Below are 22,820 nucleotides of genomic sequence, written 5' to 3' on the forward strand. Positions count from 1 at the left end.
CTACCATCCGGCGTAACCCACTTGACCGCAAGTTGGCCGGGGCTGGCAGGCAGTCCACGGTGGAAAACAGCTTCCCTGCAACCCATTCTGTACGCATCAGGAGCAATCATGGCCGCCAGTACGCGACCGCTGAATCTCGGTGAGATACTTGATCGCACCATCCAGCTCTATCGCAACAACTTCCTGTTGTTTGTAGGGGTCTCCGCCGCTCCCACCGCGATTTCAGCGCTTTTTTCTGGATCCGCGAGCATCTTCCTGATCGGGCACCTTGCCGAGCTCAAGCCCACCGCACCGGATTTCATGAAGATCTGCCTGCAGGTCCTGGGATTTCTGATCGTGGGAATGCCGCTCATTTTTGCTGCGTACGCAGTGGAGATCAGCGCTACAAATTACGCGGCATTAGCCATTACGCAGGGCGACACAACCACCATCCGAGCTTCCTACGGCAAGGCCTTTCAGCGCTTCTGGCGCTATGTCTGGTTGCTCTGCCTGGAAGTTTTGCTCGCCTGGATTGTTCCTTACTGCGTCTTTGCCGGAATTGTCGTCGTTGGCGCAATCGTGGCTGCCCTGGTCTTCAAATCCGGACCAGCCATGGCGCCCGCAGCGGCAGCTCTCTTGGCTTTTCTCTTTATCATCCTCGCGCTCGCGGTTCTCGTCACCTGCATCTGGATCTGGCTGCGGTTTTCTCTGGCATTTGCCGCTTCTGTTGCAGAGAACACATCCGCCTGGCTCTCCATCAAGCGCAGTAGCCTGCTGAGCAAGGGCACAAAGGGACGCATCTTCGTTCTCTGCCTGCTGCTTTACATCCTCAGCCTGGCAGTCAACTTCGCACTGTCTATTCCCCTTGATATTTTGATCTCGCTTGCGTCGGGAAAGTCCTTCAGCTTTACCCATCCTTCGCCAGCCATCGCGACCCTGATCCAGGTCGTGAATCTCTCCGTTGGCTTCCTGGTGCAAACCATCGTCGCCCCCATCTACAGCATTGCCCTCATGCTCTTCTATTTCGACCAGCGCACCCGGCAGGAAGGTTACGATATCGAGCAACTGATGACCCAGGCTGGCTGGAAAGATCTGCCGCCAGTAGCTCCCCCGGAGTTGCCAATCACGCAACCCTCCGCCGAACCCGCCGTCTCAACCGCATTGCAATCTGAGCTCCCGCAATCCATCCCTGAGGCCCTCCCGCAATCCCTTCCGGAGGAGCCTCTTCCGTGATCCGTACTCGCGCATTGTGGTGGATGCTTCTGGCAATCCCGGTTCCAGCGCTGTTTCCCGCAGCAATGGCCGCCGCCACGCCGCCATCTGACCCAATCGCGCCGTCAATCTCGATGACGGCCTTCCGCACTCAACTCGAATCCCTCGACCGCCTGGTAGCCGCCTGTCAACAATCCCTGCAATCCGCGCAGTCGACGGCTGCCGCCCACTGCAGCGGCGATCAAGTCGGCCCCGACATTCAGGTAGCGCTGCCCTCCGGCGCTCGTCCGGTCCACTACGGCTGGCTCCGCGACCTCCTCAACGAAGCCGCCAAACCGCCCGTAAAACAAGCCGCAACCAAGCCAGCAAAGGATAAGCCAAAATCATCTTCCGACTCCGACTCCGACGCTGACCCCGATACCGATACCAGCAGCATCGGCCTTGATCCAGCCCCTCTAACCCCAATGACCATAGCCCAACGCCTCGCCGCCGCACGAACCCGCCTGCAGCAGGACTGGGCAATTACGGGCAAAATCGCAAGCACGCCCGCTACAGACTCCCCGCAGCCCACCCATTTCAATTCCTCCAAAGAGCACGCAGTCCTGACCCGAATCCTCGCTGCCAGGGAGTACCAAAGCGCCGTAATCGGCCGCACTCTGAAAGACCGCATCCTCGAAAAAATCGGCAATTGGATCGACAAGGTCATCGGCAAACTCGTCGAGGCCGGTTCCAAATCCAAATGGATCGGCCTCACTGCCGAAATCGGCTTCGTCAGCCTGCTCTGCGTCCTGCTCGTCTGGTTCCTCATCCGCATCGAGCGCCAGGGACGCTTCAGCACCAGTCTCTTCCGCTCCACACCCGGAGGCGCCGCAGCCTCTGCCCGCGACTGGCAACTCTGGCTGCAGGACGCAAGGCAGGCCGCCGCCCAGGGCAAATGGCGCGATGCCATTCATCTTCTTTACTGGGCCAGCATCTCGCGCCTCGAATCCAGCGGCCAATGGCCCGCAGACCGCGCCCGCACTCCCCGCGAATACCTCGCTCTGCTCAATCCCGAAAGCGCCCAGCGACCTACGCTAACCGCTCTCACCCGCAGCTTTGAACGCACCTGGTACGCAGGCCATACCGCCGCCGAAGCCGACTTCCGTCAGGCCGAGCAACTGGCAGGCCGCCTGGGAGCGCAATGAAGATATTCGCCTCTCTCGACGCAAAAGACCGCCGCATGTTGCTTATCCTGCTGGGAGGAATCGCCCTGCTGTTGATCTTGCTCGCTGTCCTCACTCCCCGCTCCGACCCCGATAAAAACCCCGTCCCCGACAGCTATCTCACCGGTCGGCATGGAGCCCGGGCAGCCTACACGCTCCTGCAGCAAAGCGGCTACGCCATCCAGCGTTGGGAGCAGCCGCTCAGCGAACTCGCCGCCCATGCCGACCCCGGCACCATCCTCATCCTCGCCGAACCCAACTCCTACGAAGATGAGGACCGCGCCTCGATCCGCACCATTCTTCAAAAAGGCGGACGCATCCTTGCCACCGGCCTTCGAGGCGGCCTGCTTCTTCCCGGCAACGCTGTCGAACCAGCCAAAGGCATCTCCTTCGCCGCCTGCGAAGCCCAGCCAGAAGGCCTGCAGCCTCTCGCCGGCACCGGTCCCATCTGGATACTTCCGCGCGCCGGATGGAAGCTCACCAATCCCGCTGTTCAGGTCGCCTACACCTGCGCCAACCAGCCCGTCGTCGTCGAATATCCATCCGAAAAAGGCCATATTGTCTGGTGGGCCAACTCCACCCCGTTAGAGAACAGCTCCATCACCCGCGGCCACAATCTTGAGTTGCTCCTCAACTCCGTCGGCTCTCCCGAAGGTCATCGCATCTACTGGGACGAATCCCTCCACGGCCAGGCCCATACGCCCTGGGATTACACCAGCGGTCCCGTCTGGCCTCTGCTGCTCTTCGGCTGCATCGGCCTGGCCTTGCTGGTGATTCTCAGCTACAGCCGCCGTCGTGGACCGATCCGTCCGCTGCCCGCCAGCCCGCGCACCACGCCTATCGAATTTCTCGACGCTCTCGGCAGCCTCTATCGCGCAGCCGGAGCTACCAGCACCGCAACGCAAATCGCCTGGGATCGCTTTCGCTCACAGACCGCTCTGCTCTGCGGCCTGCGCAATCACAAACCCGACGCCCGCGAACTTGCCCAGGCCATCGAACGTCGCTTCGGCTCCATCAGCATCAGCATGGAGCCCGACCTGGTTGCCGCTGAAGAAGCCTGCTCGAACGACGCTCTCAAGCCCCGCGAAGCGCTGGCCATCGTTCAAAGCCTGCGCCGTCATGAACAAACCTTGCGTGCGCAAACCCTGCGCGCCGCCAGCACCATCCGCATTAGCGGCAACGCCACCTAGACAGACAATTTAGCCAGACAATTTACGATCAACATAAGTCAGCGCTCCGGAGATATGCCAAGATGACCGAGGAAGTAAATCCAGAACTAACTACAGAAGTAACTTCCGTGTCCGCTTCGGAAACAACGCAGGCCAACGCCGAACTTCACGCCACGCGCCAGCTACTCGTCCACGCTCGCACCGAGCTTGGCAAAGTAATCGCCGGTCAAACGGAGGTTATCGACGAGGCCCTGATTGCCCTCTTATGCCAGGGACATGTCCTGCTCGAAGGCGTACCCGGCATCGCGAAAACCCTCATCGTCAAAGCGCTCTCACGCCTGCTGGGTCTCAGCTTTCATCGCGTGCAGGCCACTCCCGACCTCATGCCCGCCGACATTCTCGGCACCACGATTCTTGTGCAGGGCAGCAGCAGCTTCACCTTCCACAAAGGAGCCGTCTTCACAGACCTGCTCCTTGTCGATGAAATCAACCGCATGCCTCCACGCACCCAGGCTGCCCTGCTTGAATGCATGGAAGAGCGCCAGGTCACAACCGATGGAGTAGCTCGTCCGCTGCCGGATGATTTCACCGTCTTTGCGACGCAGAACCCAGTCGATTTTGAAGGCACCTATCCGCTCCCCGAGGCCCAGCTCGATCGCTTCCTGCTCAAGACCCGCGTCAACTATCCCAGCGAAGCCGACGAACGCCACATCCTCGAACTCCACCTCAACGCGCACGGCGCCCTCCTGCTGGATGTAGCCCGCATCACGCCCATCCCCGCAGGTCTGCTCGCCGCCGCGCGCAGAGAAGTGCAGTCCACCCGCATTGAGCCCGAACTGCTCACCTACATCCTCGCTCTAGTTCGCCGCACACGCGAGTGGCCCACGCTCATTCTCGGAGCCAGCCCTCGCGCCGCTATCAGCCTCATGCGCGTCGCCCAGGCCATAGCCGCGCTTGAAGATCGCAGCTATCTCGTTCCGGACGATGTAAAGCGCGCCGTGCCGCCAGTCATGCGCCATCGCGTCCGGCTCAAACCAGAGGCCGAGTTGGAAGGCTTCGACTCCGACCGCATTCTTACCGACATCGTGGCCGCTGTTCCAGTACCGAGAGCCTGAGTAGGAATGCTCCAGCCCTCACTCCATCCCGTTTCCGTGCAGGCCGCGTGCCAGCCGCACAGCCGATTCGCATTCGGCCTCAGCATTCGTGTGTTTACCCTGTTGGGCCTGGGTTTCCTCTGGCTCATTCCCGGCTATTACATTCCACGCCTTGCCTACGGCATGTTGCTGTGGGATGCGCTCGTTCTCATCGCCGCACTGCTCGATGCCTGGCGTCTTCCCGCTCCCGCCAGCATTACTGTTGGCCGCGCATGGCTCTCTGCTCCATCGCTCGGCAATAGCGTGGAGATTGAGCTAAGCATTCGGCACCAGAACTCGCTCGCTCTCGACTGCCAGCTTACGGACGATCTTCCTGTCGAGCTTATCGAAACACCGGCCATTCACAAGCTCCGCGCCTACCCGCGCAATGCAGCCACGCTCCGCTATATCGTCAACCCGCGTGAACGTGGCGATGTTGAAGCAGGAGCCATCTATCTTCAGTACCGCAGCCTGCTTGGATTGGTTTCACGCTGGGCAATCGTTCCGGTCAGCCAGCCCGTCCGCATCTACCCTGAACTGCGAACTGCGGAAGACCAGCAACTCTTTCTCGCGAAGAGCCGCCGTATCGATCTTCAGCTTCGCCAGATGCGTCATCGCGGCCTCGGTCGCGAGTTTGAGAGCCTGCGGGAATATCGCCTCGGCGATGACCTTCGCGATGTCTGCTGGACCGCTTCCGCGCGTCGCGGCGATCTCGTAACCCGCCAGTATCAGGCAGAACGCTCGCAGTCTGTCTGGATCGTTCTGGATACGGGACGCCTCCTCCGCGCCCGCGTGGCGGATGATTCTGCGGGCAGGCAATCCAACCATTACACCAAGCTCGACTACGCCTGCTCCACTGCCGTAGCACTCGCGCAGCTTGCGTTGTACTCAGGTGACCGTGTGGGCCTGCTCGGCTATGGTCGTCGCATCCAGCAGCAGTTGCTTCCCAATCGAGGAGCGGGCCACTTGCGCCAGTTTCTGGAGTCGCTTGCCCAACTGCGTGCCGAGCCCAGCGAAGCGGATCATCTGCGCGCGACTGCGATTCTTGGCCGGCTTCAACCGCGCAGATCCCTGATCCTCTGGATCACGGATCTCGCTGAATCCTCCATGCGCCCAGAAGTCATCGACGGCGCAGCCCAACTCCTGCATCGGCACGTAGTTCTCTTTGTAGCTATGGCGCAGCCGGAAGTCGCAGCCATTGCCCGCGCTGTTCCCAGCAATGTTGAAGAGATGTTTCGCTCAGCGGCCGCACAGGAGATGGCCAGCCGCCGCGAACTGCTCCTGGCTCGCCTGCGCGATCAGGGTGCCATCACGATCGACACTTTGCCCAACCAGATGACTGCCAGCGTCTTGAACCAATACCTATCCATAAAAGAACGAGCCATACTCTAAGCTCATTCTCTACCGGCGAAGGCAGATCTCATGGCAGGAACACACCTGTCCGCATGAAGTTCGCCGGCCATTTCAAAAACATCCGGCATACGTATTTAACCTGTCTCCGCCTAGCTCAAATCTCTGCCTGGCTCAAAACATGCATCAACTTGAAAGGTGCATCGTAACCATAACGGAAGGTAATTGTACGCAGCACATAACTCGATCGATAACATCGAGTTACATAAAACCATATTGCTCCACGTGGAACAATTCCCAATTCTCCGTGGAGCAATCAAAGTTCTGTGTGGAGCAAGGAATGTTCCACGTGGAGCAATTTGGTGTTTTGACGAGATTTTTACTTAGCAGCAACAGCAGGAAGCGGTCTGAAAAGCCAGATCAACAGCAGCAAAAACAATCCAGCGCCAACCCCAAACTTGAGCGCCACCGGAGCTGCCGATGGAGAAAAGAATCCCTCCAGCGAGCCCGCAATGATCAGCAGCGGAATCACTCCACAAACCAATTGCGTAGCTTCGACTCCAGCCTTCGCGACAGAATCCTTCCACCTGTAAATCCCAGGAAAAAGCATTCCATATCCAAGCCGAAGCCCGGCTCCGCCAGCAATCACAATCGCAGGCAGTTCAAGCGAGCCATGCGGAACAACAAAGCTCCACAGAGGAACGGCTATGCCCGCTTGCTGGCAGGCGATTGCCACCGCGCCCAGCATCAGCCCATTAAAAAACATGATGTAAACAGCACCCACTCCAAACAGCAGCCCACCCGCAAACGCAGAAAAAGAGACAGAGAGATTGTTCGTCATAATGCCGCTCGCCGCCTGCGGAGCGACGCTGACGATCGAGTGCGTCCACATCTCGTGATGCTGAATACTATTGATGACGATCGGCCCCAGAATGGGGTTTGCAAAGCGCGGGTCGGCAAGAGTAAACACCACCGCAATCAACGTCGCAGCCAGAAGAATCACCATGGAACTGAAGGTGAACGCGATCTGCTGTCGAAAGACTCGCGGATACCCATCGCGAAGAAAGAGAAGCAAAGTCCTCCAACTCGACTTGCGGCTGGAATAGATAATATGGTGAGCACGAGCAAGCAAATGATTCAGTTGTCCGGCCAATGCAGCCGAAGTCGAGTCCTGCCTCAACGTGGAGAGGTCGGAGGCGGCTTGCCTGTAGAGCAGCGCCAGCTCCTGCAGTTCGCTGCGGGAGAGCCCCTTCAGCCGAGACTGGTCGGCGGTCGCGACGAGCGCCGTCAATCGCTCCCAGTGCGGCTTGCGTTTCTGAATCCAGTGATTGGAAAGGACTGTTGTCATGGAGCCTGAATGGGACCAGCTTAGCATCGATACCCCGGAGTTGGTGGCTATCGAGATGCCTGTCGCTGGAATTGGAAGCCGTTTTGTTGCCTTGCTGGTCGATTACCTGATCTGGGTAGCGGCCATTGCTGTGCTCCTGATTTTGATAGCGCTGGTCGATCCCAGCCTGTCGCGTTTCAGCAAAATAGGCGAGAAATGGGCATCGGCACTTTTCATCCTGGCCCTGTTTCTTTTGTACTGGGGATATTTCACGCTTTTTGAGGCGTTCTGGAATGGACGTACGCCTGGCAAGCGCGTGGCCAAAATTCGGGTGATTCAGAAATCGGGGCGGGGTATTGGTCTGTTTGAAGCCATGACCAGAAACCTGCTGAGGATCGTGGACCAGTTTCCCGGAGTTTACGCTGTCGGCGTCGTATGCATTTTTCTCAATAAAGAGCATCAGCGGCTGGGCGATCTGGCGGCCGGAACGCTGGTGGTGCATGAGCGGGAAAATCTGGAAGCATCCGGGGCAGGTTCAAGCGGACGGACTTTTACTGCTGGCATGTTCGACGCACCGACGGCTTTTTCTGAGCAGGCAACAGGAACAATGCGAACGATCAAGCCGAAGGACTTTGACGTGGCCGCAAGTGGGATTCAACGCCTTGGACCGTCGGATCTGGAATTGCTGGAGGGATTTTTTGCGCGCCGATTGGATTTCAGTATGGAAATGCGCGCATCGCTGGCGCAGCGAATCGCGGATGGGATTCTGGCCAAGACGGGATTGACGATGCCCCAGGGAGTCAGTGTGGAGACTTTTCTGGAAGAAGTGGCGCGTCAGCTTCGTGATCTGGTTCGGATCCAATGATGGCAGATACGATGCTTCATCCCTGTGGAACGCTCTCAAAGCAGCCTCGAAATGAAAATTGAATTGTAAGGCTTTTCATTCGAGGCTATCTGTCACGCGGAAATGCGTTTGAGCTAGACATACGATTGTCTGTTAGAGGACTTAGGGTAACTTTTGAGTTTTAGACTTAGGAAAAAAATATTCGTAAACGGTTACATATCTAAGTGTTTCTGGTGATGATACCTCCCCGGTTTTGATGTGTTGACAAAAGTCCTTGCCGAAGCATTAAATGCGAAGCGGTTCGCTACTGCCTATTGCTGAGCGCTTCTAATTAAACGTTTGAGCGCAAGCTGCTGTACGAATGCTGTGCTGGGGTTCTACTGGCTCGGGGCGAGTGGAACTTTCTGGCTGAAGGCTGATATGTCAGGGCGAATGGACCGGGGGCGTCTCTTTAGCTGTCTACAAAATTCGGGGGATTTTGTAAGTATGTCGTCCGGTTTTCTGTAGTCACGTTTTGATTTAAATTCTCGAGCTATTTTGTGCTTGACAACCGATATGCCTTTCGCCTTGAATGCTGTGGCGTCCCAGAGTGATTGTTTTTGCGTTGCCTAGTAAATCGCTTCACTAAGGAACTTGGCTTGTTTGATAAATCGGTTCACTGGAGAATTTTTGTCATTAGTGAATTCACACTGCAACTCTTTGCCGATGTTATTGATGAGCGGAAGTAAGTGGTAATTCGTGTGAACAAGGGGCAATGCATGCCGGGGAGCGTAAGACGGAAATGTAAGACGGAAATGCAAGGCAGGGTAAGTCCAGAGTTGAGAGTCCAGAAGAGACTTCACAGATCGATCGATAGCAAGACATTTTATGAGCGGCTTCATTCCTAAGAACAACGATCGAAGCAAAACGAAAGAGAACCAACTTGAAAAGGAAGGTCACATGAGACTCGCGAGATTTAAATTTCTCATCGTGCCTATGTTCTTACTGTTCGCATGCGTCGCAGCAATGGCGCAGCAGAACTCCGAGATTGTAGGCACAGTCACAGACCAAACAGGAGCCGCCGTTCCGGACGCCAAACTGGTGCTCAGGCAAACGGAGACAGGCTTTGTCTATAACAACGTCAGCAATGGTTCGGGAGGCTTTGTATTCCCCGGCCTGAACATCGGCACCTATACTCTGAAGGTCACTGCCAAAGGCTTCCAGACTTCAACGACCAATGGTCTTATCCTGAACGTTTCGCAGACGCTCGGAGCGGACGTGAAACTGACCATCGGTTCGGAGACAACAGAGGTATCCGTTACCGCAGATGCGTTGGCAGTGCAGGTGGATTCGAACACGGTCGATACGCTGATTAGCGGCGACCAGGTTACAGAGATCGCGACGGAAAATCGCAGCATTCAGGCTTTGGCAGCGCTAGGCCTGGGCGTCAGCTCAAACCTTCCAGATAACAACACGCCGACTTCGGTAGCATCGAGCTCAAGCATCACAGTTAACGGACTTCGTCAGAGCCACAATATCTGGCTCATTGACGGTGGTGAAGCCGATGATCGTGGCAGCGCAGGCGGCCCGGACATTCAGCCCTCAGCAGACGCCATTGCGCAGTTCCAGGTGCTGGCCAGCAACTATCCGCCAGACTACGGTATCTCTTCAGGCGCGACGATCAGTCTTGCGCTCAAGAGCGGTACGCAGAAGTTTCATGGAACCCTGTGGGAACTGAATCGCAACGATATTTTCGATGCGAATAACTTCTTCAACAAGTATCAAAAGGCGAGCCCGGAAGATTATTCCCCGGTGCCTAAGCTGCGCGAAAACATCTACGGTGGTAACGTAGGCGGGCCGATTTTTATCCCGCATGTGTATAACACGCAACGACAGAAGACATTCTTTTTCTGGAACGAAGAATGGCGCAAGATCATCCAGGGCAGCCAACCTACGACGGCCAATACGATTCCGGATGCGGATCGCCCGGTTGCAGGCCAGAACCTAACGTATGTTGCACCAAAATTCGCACCGACTCAGACCATCTTTGCGCCAGCGGTCAGCGATCCAGCTTACACGGCCAAGGAAATTGCTTTGGGACTAACTCCCGGGCAGCCGATGACAACAATTCCGTATCAGCTTCTTGATCCGAATGCGATCCTCTACTTCGGTGCGTCCGATCCGGTCGTTCCCAAGGAAGGCAACACGAAGGGTCAGTCTGTCTCTTCCACCACGAACCCAATCGACGTTCGCGAAGATGTGGTTCGTATCGATCACTCGGTCAACGACAAGTGGAAGATTCTCGGCCACTATATCCATGACAGTGTTACGCAGGGATATCCAGATGCGACCCTGGGCTGGAACTATGAGTCGTATAACACTGTGACAAGTACGTTGAGCAATCCGTCGAACAGTGCAGCAATCAAGATGACCGCTACGGTTACACCGAACCTGCTGGTGGAAGCCTCGATCAACTACGACGGAAATACGATCAACATCACCAATGCACCCAACGCGCTGCAACCGGCTGGATGGAATGTCAACAAACTCTTCGCCAATGGTTCGAAGAATCTTCCCGGCGCACAGTGGGACGGCGTATACGGTACAGGCGAGCAGATGGGTTATGCTCCCTGGCACAATGCGGCGGCAGACTATGACCCCAAGGTGGATATTTCTTACACGAAGGGCAGACATGCACTCAAGTTTGGCTATGGCTACAACCGCTACACCAAGGGCCAACAGTTGCAGATTGATCCTGGTGGCGATTATCAGTTCTCTCACATTCAGAGCGGCGATGCTTTCATCTCGCAGATCCTCGGTCTGGCTTCTCAATATACTGAGGCTCAGGGAATTCCAGCACGTCACTGGGTGAACGAGACGAACTCCGTGTACGCCAGTGATAACTGGAAGGTCAGTTCGCGGCTGCAGGTACAAATCGGTTTCCGTTATGATGCTCTGCCACATGCATGGGAACGTGCGAGACAGGTGTCGAACTTTGACCCCAACACTTATCTCCCCGGCCAGGCAGCGGTATTTAACCCAGACAATTCCATCTCGGCGACGAGCCCGGGCGTATACATTCCAGCGGGAGGCACACAAGCCTTCTATCTGAATGGTATGCAGTTGACTGGACAACAAGGTTTTCCGCGAGGTCTGGTTAACAACGATTACGCGACATTCCAGCCACGTGTTGGATTCTCATACGACATGACGGGAGCCGGAAGAACGGTTCTGCGTGGCGGCTTTGGTACCTTCTACGAACGTCTGCAGGGTAACGACGTCTATGGCGCCGCGACCAATGTTCCGTTCGCTTACAACCCAACTGTCGGTCAGGTTTATTACTCTGATCCACACACGAGCTGGGCTACAGGAAATTCTCTGAGCAGCACAGACCTGCCGGTCCTGGCATCTGGTATTACCAGCCTGGCCTTGACCTATAAGGCTCCTGCAGTAGCTCAATTCAGCCTGGGTATTCAGCATCAGCTGGCTCCCTCGGTTATCTGGGTTAACCAATACGTCGGCAACCTGGCATGGCATCAGAACATTGACCGTAACATCAACACGTTCCCGCTTACGACGCCAAACAATATTCGCCTGGCATCTGTAAATGGCAGCCTTACGAATCCTGGACTAGCCAACGCCTATCGTACTTACACTGGGTACGGTGGTATTAGCCAGGAAGAAAACACTACGAACGCCAACTATCACAGCTTCCAGTCTGGTCTTCGCCTGCAAAATAAATGGGGCCTGAGTGGTGAGCTTGACTACACGTATTCTCACCAGATTGATCTTGCCAGCACCGATCTGCAGACGGCGAACAATCCCTGGAACCTGAAGTATGACAAGTCGTCAGACGCGGGAACCTCGGGCGGTTATGATCGTCGTCACATGTTCTCCGCCAACTACATTTACAAGCTTCCGTTCTTTGGAAAGAGCACGGGATTGTTGCGTACGACGCTGGGTGGATGGGAAGTTGCAGGCACGATCATTGCTGAATCCGGTGTGCCGTTTATACCGGCTACAAGCGCAACGGATACTGTTGGTCTTGGCGGTGGTTACACGGCTCGGCCAAACATTATCGGCAAGATGCATTACACAAAGAAGGTCACGCAGTGGTTCGATCCTTCGGTGTTCCAGGACGCGACGCCCGGATATGCGGGCGGACCGAATCTGGGCTTTGGTAATGCGGGCAGAGATGCGATTGTGGGACCACGACGCGTCAACTTCAACACGTCCCTTTACAAGAACTTCCCTGTGGGTGAGTGGTCGCACATTCAGCTTCGCGCTGAGTCGTTCAACACCTTTAACCACACGGAGTTTAACAACCTCAATCCGCAGCTCGGCAACGGACAGTTTGGTCAGTTGACGGGTACGTGGGATCCGCGTGTCCTGCAATTCACAGGCAAGTTCATTTTCTAACCAACCACAACCAACACTTGGGGACGCTGCAGAAGTTGTATCTGCAGCGTCCCTTCTTTTTGGAAGGCGGTATGCTGGTGGACGGGAGTTGTGGGCTGGCAATGCGGAGGCATCGGTGAAGATTGCAGGTTGGATTTGTGCCGGGTTGCTGTTGTTTGGAGCGAGCTGGTGCCGGGCGCAGCAATTGGCTGGTGTGCAATCGGCTGGTGCGCATGCGGCTAATCGCGATGCGCAGTTGGCACTGGCGCTGGAGCGGGAAGGCAAGCTATCCGAGGCAGTGGTTGCGTGGAAGAAGGTGGTTGCTGCGGAGCCGCATAATGCATCGGCGTTTGCTCAACTGGGTTTGCTGGAGGCGCGACGGGAACGCTATACGGAAGCTGTTACTTACTACAGGAAGGCGCGGGCATTGCAGCCGGGATTGCCTAATCTTGGTTTGAATCTGGGGCTGGCGTTATTCAAGTCGGAGAACTTTCATGATGCGGCGGAGGTCTTTGAAGGGGAACTGAAGAAGCAGCCGAATGGAGAGAGTACGCAGCGGTTGACGATTCTTGCGGGTATGTCGGAGTATGCGCAGCGGAACTATGCTGTGGCGGCTGGTTATCTGAAAGACGCATCGGCGCGGGATGCGCAGAATCTATCTTTGCGGTTGACGCTGGCGCATTGCTATCTGTGGACGAAGCAGTTTGATGCGACGCTGGCGGTGTATAAGGAGATTCTGGCTCTCGATCCTAACTCGGCCGAGGCGGACATGCTCGCGGGCGAGGCGATGGATGGCATGCACGAAACGGATGGCGCTGTGCAGCAGTTTCGTGCGGCGGTGAAGGCTAATCCGAAGGAGCCTAATGTGCATTTTGGGCTGGGTTATCTGCTGTGGACGCAGAAGAATTTTCCCGATGCGATTGCGGAGTTCAATGCGGAGCTTGTGAACGATCCTCAGAGCAGTGCGTCGATGATTTATCTGGGCGATACGTATGTGCGGCTGAACCAGTTTGATGAGGCAAAACGAGTGTTAGAGAAGGCGGCTACTCTGCCGGGTTCCGATCCTCTGTTGCATCTTGACCTGGGTATTGTTTATACGGAAACAGGCGACAAAGATGCTGCCGCAAAAGAACTGAGTCAGGCTGTAGTGATGGAGCCGGACAATGTGACTGCGCATTTTCGGTTGGCCAAGTTATATCAATCGATGGGGAAGAAAGAGGAGGCCAAAGTAGAGTTTGCAAAGGCCAGCTCGCTGAACAAGAAAGAGGATGCGGGTTTATATCAGCGGATCAGCAATGCCGCTGCCGGACCGGCGCGGGACTCGAAGAGCACTACGCAGGATTCGCCGGAAAAGCCTTAGGAGCCTTAGTTTCATTAGAGATGATCGACCTGCGTGGGATGGCGGCTCAGATACCAGCAGGGGACTGATCCGTTGCGAGGATAGAGGGATTGGGCGCAGGTTTCGGGCAGGGTTCCCTCGAAGTCATATTCGACTTTGTTGTCTTTCAACGGCAGGGTCAGGTACTTGTTGACCGTGATCTGGTTCGTCGGCTGGCTGCGAAGCATGAAGATGGCCCAGTCGCCGCAGTAGGTAACGACGAAAGTTGCCAGAGTTACGAGGAGTGTTCGTTGGGTCCAGCGCGCGATCCAGCGTCCGATGGGGGTGCTCATTGGCCAGTCTCCAGTTGCAGGTCTGCTTCTTTGAGGGCGACGCCGGTGAGTTGCAGGCGATGTGACTCGTGGATGTAATAGAGCAGGCGGGCTGCGGCTTGCTGGTAGCGGAGGCCTTCGCTGCGAATGTTGGAGATGCAGTTGCGTTCGGCATCGGTGCGTCCGGGGCGCGGCTGCCAGGTAATGTAGGCTCCGAGGGAGTCTGGTGAGCTTAGGCCGGGGCGCTCGCCGATCAGCACGATTACGAGCGAGGCGGACAGGGCATGGGCGATTTCGTCTCCGATGGCTACGCGGCCTTGCTCGACGATGCAGATGGGTGCGAGTTGCATGAACTCCGGCAGGTTGGGGAGCAGCTCGGCGAGTAGTGGGGTGGCATTGCGCTCGACGGCCAGCGCTGAGAGTCCGTCCACAAGGACAATCGATAGATTGTATGGGCCGGGTTCCGGATATTCGATGAGGCGTTTGCGGCTGGATTCGTCGAGCTTGCGGCCCAGATCGGGACGTTGCAGATAGGCTTGCCGGTTCGCGGCTGCGGAGTGAAGGAGCAGTGGGTCCTTACTCTGCCGTGGAAGGTCGCGTAGAGCTGTCAACAAGGTACTGGGTTGCAGGGCTGCGTGGACTGCGTCGCGGGCTCGGGCGTGGGCCAGTTGGAAGTCGAGTAGTTCGTTGATGGCGATGCTCAGGCCGGTGCGGCGAAGGCCGACGCGGGCGGGTGTGAGTGAGCGCAGGTGGGTGGCGAGCGTGGGGCTCATTTGTTGGCTCGACTTGGGGCTTATCTGCGGACTCAGGTGCGAGTTCTCGATAGCGCGTTGCTGTGGTTGGACGAGGCTGCCTTCGGAGTCTGGATCGGTGCGGGGGTTGCTCATGCCGGAAGCAGCCTTTCGAGCAGCATATCGAGTTCGTTGGTAGAGGATGCTGAGGCTTCGAGATAGAGGCGTTGGAAGCCTTCGCCTGCGAGCCATGCTTCGAACTCGGGTGCGGGGCGCAGGCCGAGAATGCGCCGGACGTAGAGTGCGTCGTGGAAGCTGGTGCTCTGGTAGTTGAGCATGACGTCGTCTGCGCCGGGTACGCCCATGATGTAGTTGATGCCGGCTGCGCCGAGGAGGGTGAGTAGCGCGTCCATGTCGTCCTGATCGGCCTCGGCGTGGTTGGTGTAACAGACGTCGCAGCCCATGGGCAGGCCGAGAAGCTTGCCGCAGAAGTGATCTTCGAGTGCGGCGCGGGTGATCTGCTTGCCGTTGTACAGGTATTCGGGGCCGATGAAGCCTACAACGGTGTTCACGAGCATGGGATCGAAGTGGCGGGCGACGGCGTAGGCGCGTGCCTCGACAGTTTGTTGATCTATTCCGTGATGCGCGTTGGCGCTGAGCGCGGAGCCCTGCCCTGTTTCAAAGTACATGACATTTTTGCCGAGTGAGCCATCGGCGCAGATGGCTCCGCGCTTGAGGGATTGCGCGGCTTCGTGACCCTCTTTGAGGAGTGCTAGATTGATGCCGAAGCTGGTGTTCGCGGCCTCTGTGCCTGCGATGGATTGGAAGAGGAGATCGAGAGGTGCGCCTTGTTCTAATGCGGCGATCTGGGTGGTGATGTGGGCGAGGACACAGCTTTGCGCGGGGATGTGGAAGCGCTCGCGTACGGTGTCGATCATGCGCAGAAGCTGGGTGACGCTGGAGGCGTTGTCGCTCACGGGATTGATGCCGATGACGGCGTCGCCGGATGAGAGCAGCAGGCCATCCAGGAGCGATGCAGCGATGCCTGTGGCGTCGTCGGTGGGGTGGTTGGGCTGAAGGCGCGTGGATAAACGGCCGGGCAGGCCGACGGTGGTGCGGAAGCGCGTAATTACGCGGATTTTGGCGGCGACGAGAATCAAATCCTGAACGCGCATGAGCTTGCTTACGGCTGCGGCCATTTCGGGCGTAATGCCGGGCGATAGTGTGGCAAGGCGTTCGCCTGTGGCGTCGTCGGAGAGGAGCCAGTCGCGGAATTCGCCTACGGTCAGGGATGCGACGGGGGCGAAGGCTGCTGCGTTGTGGCTATCGACGATGAGGCGGGTTACTTCGTCGGATTCATAGGGGACGACTTGCTCGTTGAGGAAGTGGTTCAGGGGAAGATCTGCGAGAGCGTATTGCGCGGCTATGCGCTGCTCGGCGGAGGTGGCGACCAGGCCAGCGAGGTCGTCTCCGCTGCGGTAGGGTGTAGCCTTTGCCAGCAGGTCGCGGAGGTCGTTGAACTGGTGCCGCACGCCGCCGATGGTGTAGCCATAATTCATGGAATTTAGATTAGAGCATTTTGGGTGGGGTGGGTGAAGCAGATTCCCTGCGGGAATGACAGACAGAAAGGCAAAGGCAAGAACAAAGGCTCGGTGAAGCAGATTTTCTTTGGGGAGGAGAGATAGAAAGGCAAGGCGACTACAAGAACAAAGGCTAAGACAAAAGCAGATTCCCTTCGGGAATGACAGACAGAAAGGCAAAGGCAACTACTAAGACAAAGGCAAGGGCAACTACTAAGGCAAAGGCTGGTGGGGATTTGTTGCTTCCATCTGAACCATGCATGGGATGCTTGGTTCAGATGGGCACTTTGTTGATTGAAGGCTCTTAATCTACCTGGCAGATCAGGCACTTCAGGTATTCGGTTTCAGGGAGGTTGAAGAGGACGGGGTGGTCCTGGGCGGCGCCTCGGCGTTCGAGAAGGGTGACGCGGCGATGGGCGTCGACGGCGGCATCGGCTACGGCAGCCTCAAGCTCCTGCAGGCTGATGTGGTGGGAGCAGGAGCAGGTGATCAGCAGGCCGCCGGGGCGGAGCATACGGAGTGCGCGCAGGTTGAGCTCCTTGTAGCCGCGGAGTGCGCCTTCGACGGCGCGTTTGCTCTTGGCGAAGGCGGGCGGGTCGAGGACGATCACGTCCCAGGAGCGATCGGCTTCGGAGCCGGACTTGGGCTCGGCCCAGGCGCGGAGCAGTTCGAAGGCGTCGGCTTCGAGCCAGTCTATTTCGGAAGGGATTCTGGAGCGATTGGCTTCGAGATTCTTTTCGGCGACTTCGAGTGAGGAGCGGGAGGCGTCGAGTCCGGTTACATGTTCGCAGACCTGGGCGAGATGCAGAGCGAAGCCGCCCTGATAGGTGCATACGTCGAGCGCTTTGCCGGTGGCGCCCTTGATTCTTGCCCAGGCTGCAGCGGCGGCGTAGTTTTCACGCTGGTCGAGGAAGGCTCCGGTCTTCTGGCCGGAGTTGGCATCGAACTGGAAGCTGAAGCCGTTGAGCAGGAAAGTGGTGCTGGAGGTTGGTGCGTCCGGGTTGGTGCTGAAGAGCGGCGTGGTTACGGGCGCGGATAGGCCTTCGAGCTCGCGAATGCGGGGATCGGGGCGCTCCCAGATGGTGAGTTGGCCGCCTTCGCTGAGGAGCTCTTCGCGGAGGATCTTGGTGCAGAGGGTACGCACTTCCGCGGAGTCGAGGCCTTTGGCGAGGAGCTGGAGAATTACGATGTCGGCGTACTTGTCGACGATGAGGCCGGGCAGATCGTCGGCTTCGCTGAAGACGAGGCGGCAGGCATTTGTCGCTTCTGTGAGCAGCGGCTTACGGCGGCTGATGGCGGTGCGCAGGCGGGTGGCGAGTTGGGACAGCCATTGTTCATGGTCGAGATGATCGCGTGAGACGAGGCGGAGCGAGATCTGCGAAATGGGGCTGTACAGGGCGGTGCCGAGCAGAAGGCCGCGTGTGTCCACGACAGGAACCAGTGCTGGTGGATCACCGGGGCCGGTCTCGATCTGCTCTATCTCTGAGGAATAGACCCAGAGATGGCCGCGGCGAAGCGAGTCCGAAGCGCGGCGGGAGACGACGGCGAAGGGAACGGGCAGCTTCGGCAGCGGGGTGGCTGGTTCTCTTGCCGGGACTGGAGCTGCGGTTGGACGAGGCCGGGCCTGCGCTGGACGGGATTGGGCAGGGCGGCCTTGAGTAGTGCGAGCTTGAGTAGGGCGGGGGCGCTGGTCTGGACTTGAGGAACTAGAACGAGCTGAACTGGGACGAGCTGTGTTGGGACGGCTGGAACTTGAAGGGCCAGTACTGGAGCGACTGGAAGTGGGACCGGCCGGGCTGAAACGGGGCGCGCTGGATTTTGCGGGGCCCGTTTTTGAGGCGCGTGGCTTCGCGGGGGCGGCTGAGTTTTCGAATTCAGGATCGACCGGACGAGGCTTAGAGTTAGGTCTGGAGCCGTAGGAATAGGCGGAAAAGGCCGATTTGCGGGCGGGCTTGGCCGGGGCTGCTTCGGACCGTTGTTCGGACCATTGTTCAGGTGCGGCCTGGTCGCGGCGGGCCTGACCTGCTCGTCCCTGATAGGGGCTGGAGCCGGGTCTAGGGGCGGGTCTGGAGCTAGGCCGGGCGGACTTTGCGGCTGGTTTAGGTCTGGAGGTTGAACTCTGGGGGCGGGTCGGTTTGGGCATGATTCACTCCTGATGCAAGCCCGGAGCGGAACTAGCCGCTACTGCCTACTTGAGATGGTTGCGACTGGGTGGTGGTTCGATAGTTACTTCGGAGCCGTGTTTCAGTGCAAGCTGTCTTCTGATCTTAAATCAATGTCGGCCCTATAATGGAGTATGGCGCCCCACCGACCTGGTTCTCTGACACCCACAACCAATCCTTTCCTGGCTGATCAAGTTCCGGATCAGGCCGCTGTAGCAACGTCTGTTGCGACCTCGATCAAGGATGGTCCGATTGGACAGCGGTTTGAGGGCTTGCTGCAGACGATCCGGGATAATCGGCCGAGCGAGGACCTGGCTCCGATCAGGAAGGCGTGGGAGTTTTGCATCAAGTATCACGAGGGGCAACTGCGCGCCTCGGGCGAGCCCTATATTATTCACCCGCTGGAAGTGGCGGAAGTACTGGCGGAGATGGAGCTGGATGCTACGGCGATTGCCGCTGGGTTGTTGCATGATGCGGTGGAAGATACTCCGGTAACCAGCGAAGAGATCAATACAGCGTTTGGGGACCAGGTTGCGCACATCGTGGATGGCGTGACGAAGATCGACAAGATACAGTTTGCGAATCGCGAGGATCGGCAGGCGGAGAATGTCCGCAAGATGCTGCTGGCGATGGTGAGCGATGTGCGGGTGGTCCTGATCAAGCTGGCGGATCGGCTGCACAATATGCGCACGTTGCAGCATTTGAAGCCGGAGCGGCAGGAGGCGATCGCACGCGAGACGCTGGATATCTATGCGCCGCTTGCGCATCGGCTGGGCATGGGCAAGGTGCGCGGTGAGTTGGAAGATCTCGCGTTTCGCTATACCGATCCGGTGAATTATCAGAAGGTTTCCGAGGCTGTCGAGGCGCGGCGCATCGAGGGCGAGCAGTTCCTGGCCAGTGTTGAAGATGCGATTGTGGAGCAGTTGCGCGAGCACAATATCCAGGCGCGTGTGGAGTGGCGGATCAAGCGGCTTTATTCCATCTGGCAGAAGCTGCAGAAGTCGCAGGTTTCTGTGGACCAGGTGTTCGACTTGCTGGCGATACGGATCATTACGCAGGATAAGTCGGATTGTTACGGGGTGCTGGGGCTGATCCATATGTTGTGGCGGCCGGTGCCGGGCAGAGTAAAGGACTTTATCGCGATTCCGCGCACCAATCTTTATCAATCGCTGCATACAACGGTGATGGGTGAGGGTGGGCATCAGTTCGAGGTGCAGATACGCACGGAAGAGATGCATCGCATCGCGGAAGAAGGCATTGCGGCGCATTGGAAATACAAGTCGGGCGAATCGGTGATTTCGGCGCGCGATGAGCAGAGGTTGGCGTGGGTGCGGCAGCTTGTGGATTGGCAGCGCGAGATGACCGATCCGAATGAGTTTCTGTCCAGCCTCAAGATGGACCTGTATCCCGAGGAGATTTACGCGTTCACACCCAAGGGCAAAGTGGTGATCGTGCCCGCCGATGGAACGCCGATTGACTTTGCTTACACGGTGCATACCGAGGTTGGTCACGCATGTGTGGGCGCCAAGGTGAATGGGCGCATGGTGCCGTTGCGGACCAAGCTGCGCAATGGCGACATTGTCGAAATTATCACTCAGAACGGGCATACGCCGAGCCGCGACTGGCTGACGTTTGTGAAGAGTCCGCGGGCACGCAACAAGATCAAGCACTGGCTGAATGAGAATCAGAGGCTGAGGGCGATTGAGGTTGGGCGCAAGCTGCTGGAGCGCGAGGCGCGCAAGTTCAAAGTACCGATGAGCCGTTTGGACGATACGGATATGGCTCGCGTTGCCGGTGATTATGGGCTGGCGACGGCGACCGATCTGATGGCGACGATTGGGTTTGGCAAGCACTCGGCGCGGCAGGTGTTGAACAAGCTTGCACCGGGATTTGCCGGAACTGTGCAGGGTGCAGCTGGGTCGGGTGAAGCGGATGCGGGCGAGGCGAAGTCCGCTGAAGCGGCAATGTCGGATGCGGTGAAGAAGCTGCACCTGACGGGTTCGGACTCGTTGCAGGTCGAGGGGCAGAACGATTTGCTGGTGTATCGGGCGCGCTGTTGTAATCCGATTCGTGGCGAAGAGATTATCGGTTACGTGACGCGAGGCAAGGGTGTTGCGGTTCATGCGCGGAGCTGTCCAAATGTGACGAACCTGCTCTATGAGAGCGACCGTCGCATTGAAGTGGAGTGGGCCAAGACGGACGCTGAGGCTTCGGGCAAAGTGCAGCGCTATCCGGTGAAGATTACGATCTACTGCGATGACAGGTCAGGCATGTTGAAGGAGATGACGGCGATTATTTCCAACGACGACACGAATATTCGCGCGGTGGATACGTGTGATGGCGAGAACGGCGAAGCGATTGTCGAGTTCGTTGTAGATGCTGAGGACTTGCGGCATCTCAATCGCATGGTGCTGGGCTTGCGGCGGTTGCCGGGTGTGCGTGAAGTGCAGCGTTCGCAGAAGGTTTAGTTTTGCTGCTTTGACGATGCTGCTAACCTGATTCGATGGTGGAACCTCTTCTCGATTTGAAAAACTGGAAGCCTGCGCGGCTGCCTGAGGCGGTTGTGCTCGATGGCAGATGGGTGCGGCTGGAGCCGCTGTCGGCGGATCGTCATGGACATGATCTGTGGCAGGCGGTGCAGGGGCATGATGCTGTCTGGACCTGGCTTGCGGATGGTCCTTATGCCAGCGAAGAGGACTTGGCTACGGCATTGCTGGCCAAGGAGGTCGGAGCTGCTGCGCGTTTTTTTGCCATCCTGCCGAAATCGGAAGGGCTAGCAGCGGGCCTGGCTGTGGGATATGCGAGCCTGATGCGTATCGATGCGCCGAATGGGGTGATCGAGGTCGGCAACGTGATGTTTTCTCCTGCATTGCAGCGGACTCGCGCGGCCACCGAGACGATCTACCGGATGGCGCGATACGTCTTTGACGAGCTTGGCTACAGGCGTTTTGAGTGGAAGTGCAATGCGCTGAATCTGCCTTCGGGGCGGGCGGCGGAGCGATTTGGATTTACGTTTGAGGGGATCTTTCGCCAGCACATGGTGGTTAAGGGACGCAGCAGGGATACGGCGTGGTACTCGATACTCGATTCTGAATGGCCCGCGTGCAAGCTGGCTTTCGAGGCCTGGCTGGCGGTCGAAAACTTCGATGATGCGGGGCGGCAGAGGCAGGCGCTGGATGTTTTTCGGTCTGCTTTAGGAGAAGTTTCTGCCCGGGGGAAATAAGCCTTCTACTGTCCGTCTACGCTAGTTTTCTGACGGCTTCTCAATGTGGTCGATGACGAGAATCTCCACTGGACCTTTTGCCGATTCCAATTTCAACCCCAACTGTTTCTGAAACGCGGTGAAGAGAGACCCGGAAGATTCCTCCGTCTTTTGCCTGCTGCCTTCTATCCCTTCGGCCGTGAAAGTATCGCCTGTACTCCGCGGCCACGGCCGAAATTCGCGGGCTAAACCGCTTAGGATGTCCTATTTCCGATTTCCGTTGCAGAATATTGCAATTAGCGATACATTGTATTGCGGATTGCGATACGGCTTTTCGCGGTCTGGAAAATGAGGCGGTTCGAGGGATGAAACTAGGCGAGAAAATCCGGTATCTGCGCGAGGTGGAAGGCAGCCTGCGCGGGCTTGACCGGGCCATGAATCAGCAGGAGATGCTGAAAGCGATTGAGGCCGAGACGGGGCGCAAGCTGAGTCAGAGTTATCTTTCGCAGATTGAAAGCGGAGCGAGGCCGCACCTGACCAATACGACGCGAGAGATTCTGGCGAGCTTTTTCAAGGTGCATCCGGGATATCTGGTGGATGACCCTGAGGGCTATCACCCGGAGTTACAGAGCGAAGTGCGAGGGATGCCGGATGTGGAGGTCAAGTTCGATCTCTGGCTGGTTGCTGGGGCTGAGCGATTTCGCCGCGATGCGGAATTGAAGCATGCATTGCTGACGCTGGCCCGGCATGAGCATTCGCGCGAGTGTTTGTTGCTGCTTGAAGCGGTGATGGAAACGCCTGGATTGATGCCGAGACTGATGGAGGTTTTAAGGCCAGCGGTCTCGGTAGAAAAAGTTCCCGAAGCGCCTCGGAAGAAAGCGAAGAAAGGGAAGGTCAACTAG

Annotated in this window: 17 protein-coding genes; 11 read left to right on the forward strand and 6 right to left on the reverse strand. The window is 57.5% G+C overall.

Features of this window, described 5'->3' with window-relative positions:
- Window positions 1-108 precede the first annotated feature (108 nt).
- The 5 genes from OHL19_RS14930 to OHL19_RS14950 all read left to right on the forward strand — a co-directional run bounded on the left by OHL19_RS14930 (window position 109) and on the right by OHL19_RS14950 (window position 6,087).
- Window positions 109-1,212 (forward strand): hypothetical protein, encoded by a 1,104-nt coding sequence (locus OHL19_RS14930; protein WP_263358517.1) that lies wholly within the window; start codon window positions 109-111, stop codon window positions 1,210-1,212.
- Complete coding sequence (locus OHL19_RS14935) at window positions 1,209-2,375, forward strand: DUF4129 domain-containing protein (RefSeq protein WP_263358518.1); 1,167 nt, start codon at window positions 1,209-1,211, stop codon at window positions 2,373-2,375. The genes OHL19_RS14930 and OHL19_RS14935 overlap by 4 nt, the downstream gene beginning before the upstream one ends.
- Complete coding sequence (locus OHL19_RS14940; RefSeq protein WP_263358519.1) at window positions 2,372-3,583, forward strand: DUF4350 domain-containing protein; 1,212 nt, start codon at window positions 2,372-2,374, stop codon at window positions 3,581-3,583. The genes OHL19_RS14935 and OHL19_RS14940 overlap by 4 nt, the downstream gene beginning before the upstream one ends.
- Window positions 3,584-3,645: 62 nt before the next feature.
- A complete protein-coding gene (locus OHL19_RS14945) occupies window positions 3,646-4,677 on the forward strand; it encodes an AAA family ATPase (RefSeq protein ID WP_263358520.1) in 1,032 nt (343 codons plus the stop codon).
- 6 nt (window positions 4,678-4,683) lie between these two features.
- On the forward strand, window positions 4,684-6,087 hold the full coding sequence (locus OHL19_RS14950) for a DUF58 domain-containing protein (protein WP_263358521.1): 1,404 nt from the start codon (window positions 4,684-4,686) through the stop codon (window positions 6,085-6,087).
- Window positions 6,088-6,424: 337 nt separating this feature from the next.
- On the opposite strand, the gene OHL19_RS14955 is transcribed toward OHL19_RS14950, so the two are convergent.
- Window positions 6,425-7,393 (reverse strand): stage II sporulation protein M, encoded by a 969-nt coding sequence (locus OHL19_RS14955; RefSeq protein ID WP_263358522.1) that lies wholly within the window; start codon window positions 7,391-7,393, stop codon window positions 6,425-6,427.
- On the opposite strand from OHL19_RS14955, the gene OHL19_RS14960 reads away from it, so the two are divergent.
- The 3 genes from OHL19_RS14960 (at window position 7,392) to OHL19_RS14970 (ending at window position 13,953) form a co-directional block, all read left to right on the forward strand.
- Window positions 7,392-8,237: an RDD family protein gene (locus tag OHL19_RS14960; RefSeq protein ID WP_263358523.1), complete on the forward strand. Its 846-nt coding sequence runs from the start codon at window positions 7,392-7,394 to the stop codon at window positions 8,235-8,237. The two genes, OHL19_RS14955 and OHL19_RS14960, sit on opposite strands and share 2 nt — an antisense overlap.
- 918 nt (window positions 8,238-9,155) lie before the next feature.
- On the forward strand, window positions 9,156-12,614 hold the full coding sequence (locus OHL19_RS14965) for a TonB-dependent receptor (protein WP_263358524.1): 3,459 nt from the start codon (window positions 9,156-9,158) through the stop codon (window positions 12,612-12,614).
- Between the two features lie 115 nt (window positions 12,615-12,729).
- On the forward strand, window positions 12,730-13,953 hold the full coding sequence (locus OHL19_RS14970) for a tetratricopeptide repeat protein (RefSeq protein ID WP_263358525.1): 1,224 nt from the start codon (window positions 12,730-12,732) through the stop codon (window positions 13,951-13,953).
- Window positions 13,954-13,967: 14 nt separating this feature from the next.
- On the opposite strand, the gene OHL19_RS14975 is transcribed toward OHL19_RS14970, so the two are convergent.
- From OHL19_RS14975 to OHL19_RS14990, 4 genes are all read right to left on the reverse strand, one after another.
- On the reverse strand, window positions 13,968-14,264 hold the full coding sequence (locus OHL19_RS14975) for a hypothetical protein (protein WP_263358526.1): 297 nt from the start codon (window positions 14,262-14,264) through the stop codon (window positions 13,968-13,970).
- Window positions 14,261-15,130 (reverse strand): ethanolamine ammonia-lyase subunit EutC, encoded by an 870-nt coding sequence (eutC, locus tag OHL19_RS14980; protein WP_263358527.1) that lies wholly within the window; start codon window positions 15,128-15,130, stop codon window positions 14,261-14,263. The genes OHL19_RS14975 and eutC overlap by 4 nt, the downstream gene beginning before the upstream one ends.
- Window positions 15,127-16,533, reverse strand: coding sequence for an ethanolamine ammonia-lyase subunit EutB (locus tag OHL19_RS14985; protein ID WP_263358528.1), 1,407 nt, complete (start codon window positions 16,531-16,533; stop codon window positions 15,127-15,129). The genes eutC and OHL19_RS14985 overlap by 4 nt, the downstream gene beginning before the upstream one ends.
- Window positions 16,534-16,858: 325 nt before the next feature.
- Window positions 16,859-18,697 (reverse strand): class I SAM-dependent rRNA methyltransferase, encoded by a 1,839-nt coding sequence (locus tag OHL19_RS14990; RefSeq protein ID WP_263358529.1) that lies wholly within the window; start codon window positions 18,695-18,697, stop codon window positions 16,859-16,861.
- Window positions 18,698-18,850: 153 nt separating this feature from the next.
- Between OHL19_RS14990 and OHL19_RS14995 the strand changes: the two genes are divergently transcribed.
- Window positions 18,851-21,184, forward strand: a complete 2,334-nt coding sequence (locus OHL19_RS14995; RefSeq protein WP_263358530.1) for a RelA/SpoT family protein — start codon at window positions 18,851-18,853, stop codon at window positions 21,182-21,184.
- 56 nt (window positions 21,185-21,240) lie between these two features.
- Entirely contained in the window at window positions 21,241-21,939 is a 699-nt protein-coding gene (locus tag OHL19_RS15000; RefSeq protein ID WP_263358531.1) for a GNAT family N-acetyltransferase, read from the forward strand.
- Between the two features lie 21 nt (window positions 21,940-21,960).
- Here OHL19_RS15000 and OHL19_RS15005 read toward each other — a convergent pair whose 3' ends face one another.
- The gene (locus OHL19_RS15005; protein ID WP_317890585.1) at window positions 21,961-22,179 is read right to left on the reverse strand and encodes a TIGR03435 family protein; all 219 of its coding nucleotides are present in this window, start codon (window positions 22,177-22,179) and stop codon (window positions 21,961-21,963) included.
- A gap of 104 nt (window positions 22,180-22,283) precedes the next feature.
- Between OHL19_RS15005 and OHL19_RS15010 the strand changes: the two genes are divergently transcribed.
- Entirely contained in the window at window positions 22,284-22,820 is a 537-nt protein-coding gene (locus OHL19_RS15010) for a helix-turn-helix domain-containing protein (RefSeq protein WP_263358532.1), read from the forward strand.

The sequence above is a fragment of the Acidicapsa ligni genome (assembly GCF_025685655.1).
Lineage (GTDB): Bacteria > Acidobacteriota > Terriglobia > Terriglobales > Acidobacteriaceae > Acidicapsa > Acidicapsa ligni.

Coding starts and splice junctions, on each gene's coding strand:
- OHL19_RS14990 (WP_263358529.1), bottom strand. CDS start 18,697: ATGCCCAAACCGACCCGCCCCCAGAGTTCAACCTCCAGACCTAAACCA.
- OHL19_RS14940 (WP_263358519.1), top strand. CDS start 2,372: ATGAAGATATTCGCCTCTCTCGACGCAAAAGACCGCCGCATGTTGCTT.
- OHL19_RS15010 (WP_263358532.1), top strand. CDS start 22,284: ATGAAACTAGGCGAGAAAATCCGGTATCTGCGCGAGGTGGAAGGCAGC.
- OHL19_RS14950 (WP_263358521.1), top strand. CDS start 4,684: ATGCTCCAGCCCTCACTCCATCCCGTTTCCGTGCAGGCCGCGTGCCAG.
- OHL19_RS14955 (WP_263358522.1), bottom strand. CDS start 7,393: ATGACAACAGTCCTTTCCAATCACTGGATTCAGAAACGCAAGCCGCAC.
- OHL19_RS14945 (WP_263358520.1), top strand. CDS start 3,646: ATGACCGAGGAAGTAAATCCAGAACTAACTACAGAAGTAACTTCCGTG.
- OHL19_RS14985 (WP_263358528.1), bottom strand. CDS start 16,533: ATGAATTATGGCTACACCATCGGCGGCGTGCGGCACCAGTTCAACGAC.
- OHL19_RS14960 (WP_263358523.1), top strand. CDS start 7,392: ATGGAGCCTGAATGGGACCAGCTTAGCATCGATACCCCGGAGTTGGTG.
- OHL19_RS14975 (WP_263358526.1), bottom strand. CDS start 14,264: ATGAGCACCCCCATCGGACGCTGGATCGCGCGCTGGACCCAACGAACA.
- OHL19_RS14965 (WP_263358524.1), top strand. CDS start 9,156: ATGAGACTCGCGAGATTTAAATTTCTCATCGTGCCTATGTTCTTACTG.
- OHL19_RS14930 (WP_263358517.1), top strand. CDS start 109: ATGGCCGCCAGTACGCGACCGCTGAATCTCGGTGAGATACTTGATCGC.
- OHL19_RS14995 (WP_263358530.1), top strand. CDS start 18,851: ATGGCGCCCCACCGACCTGGTTCTCTGACACCCACAACCAATCCTTTC.
- eutC (WP_263358527.1), bottom strand. CDS start 15,130: ATGAGCAACCCCCGCACCGATCCAGACTCCGAAGGCAGCCTCGTCCAA.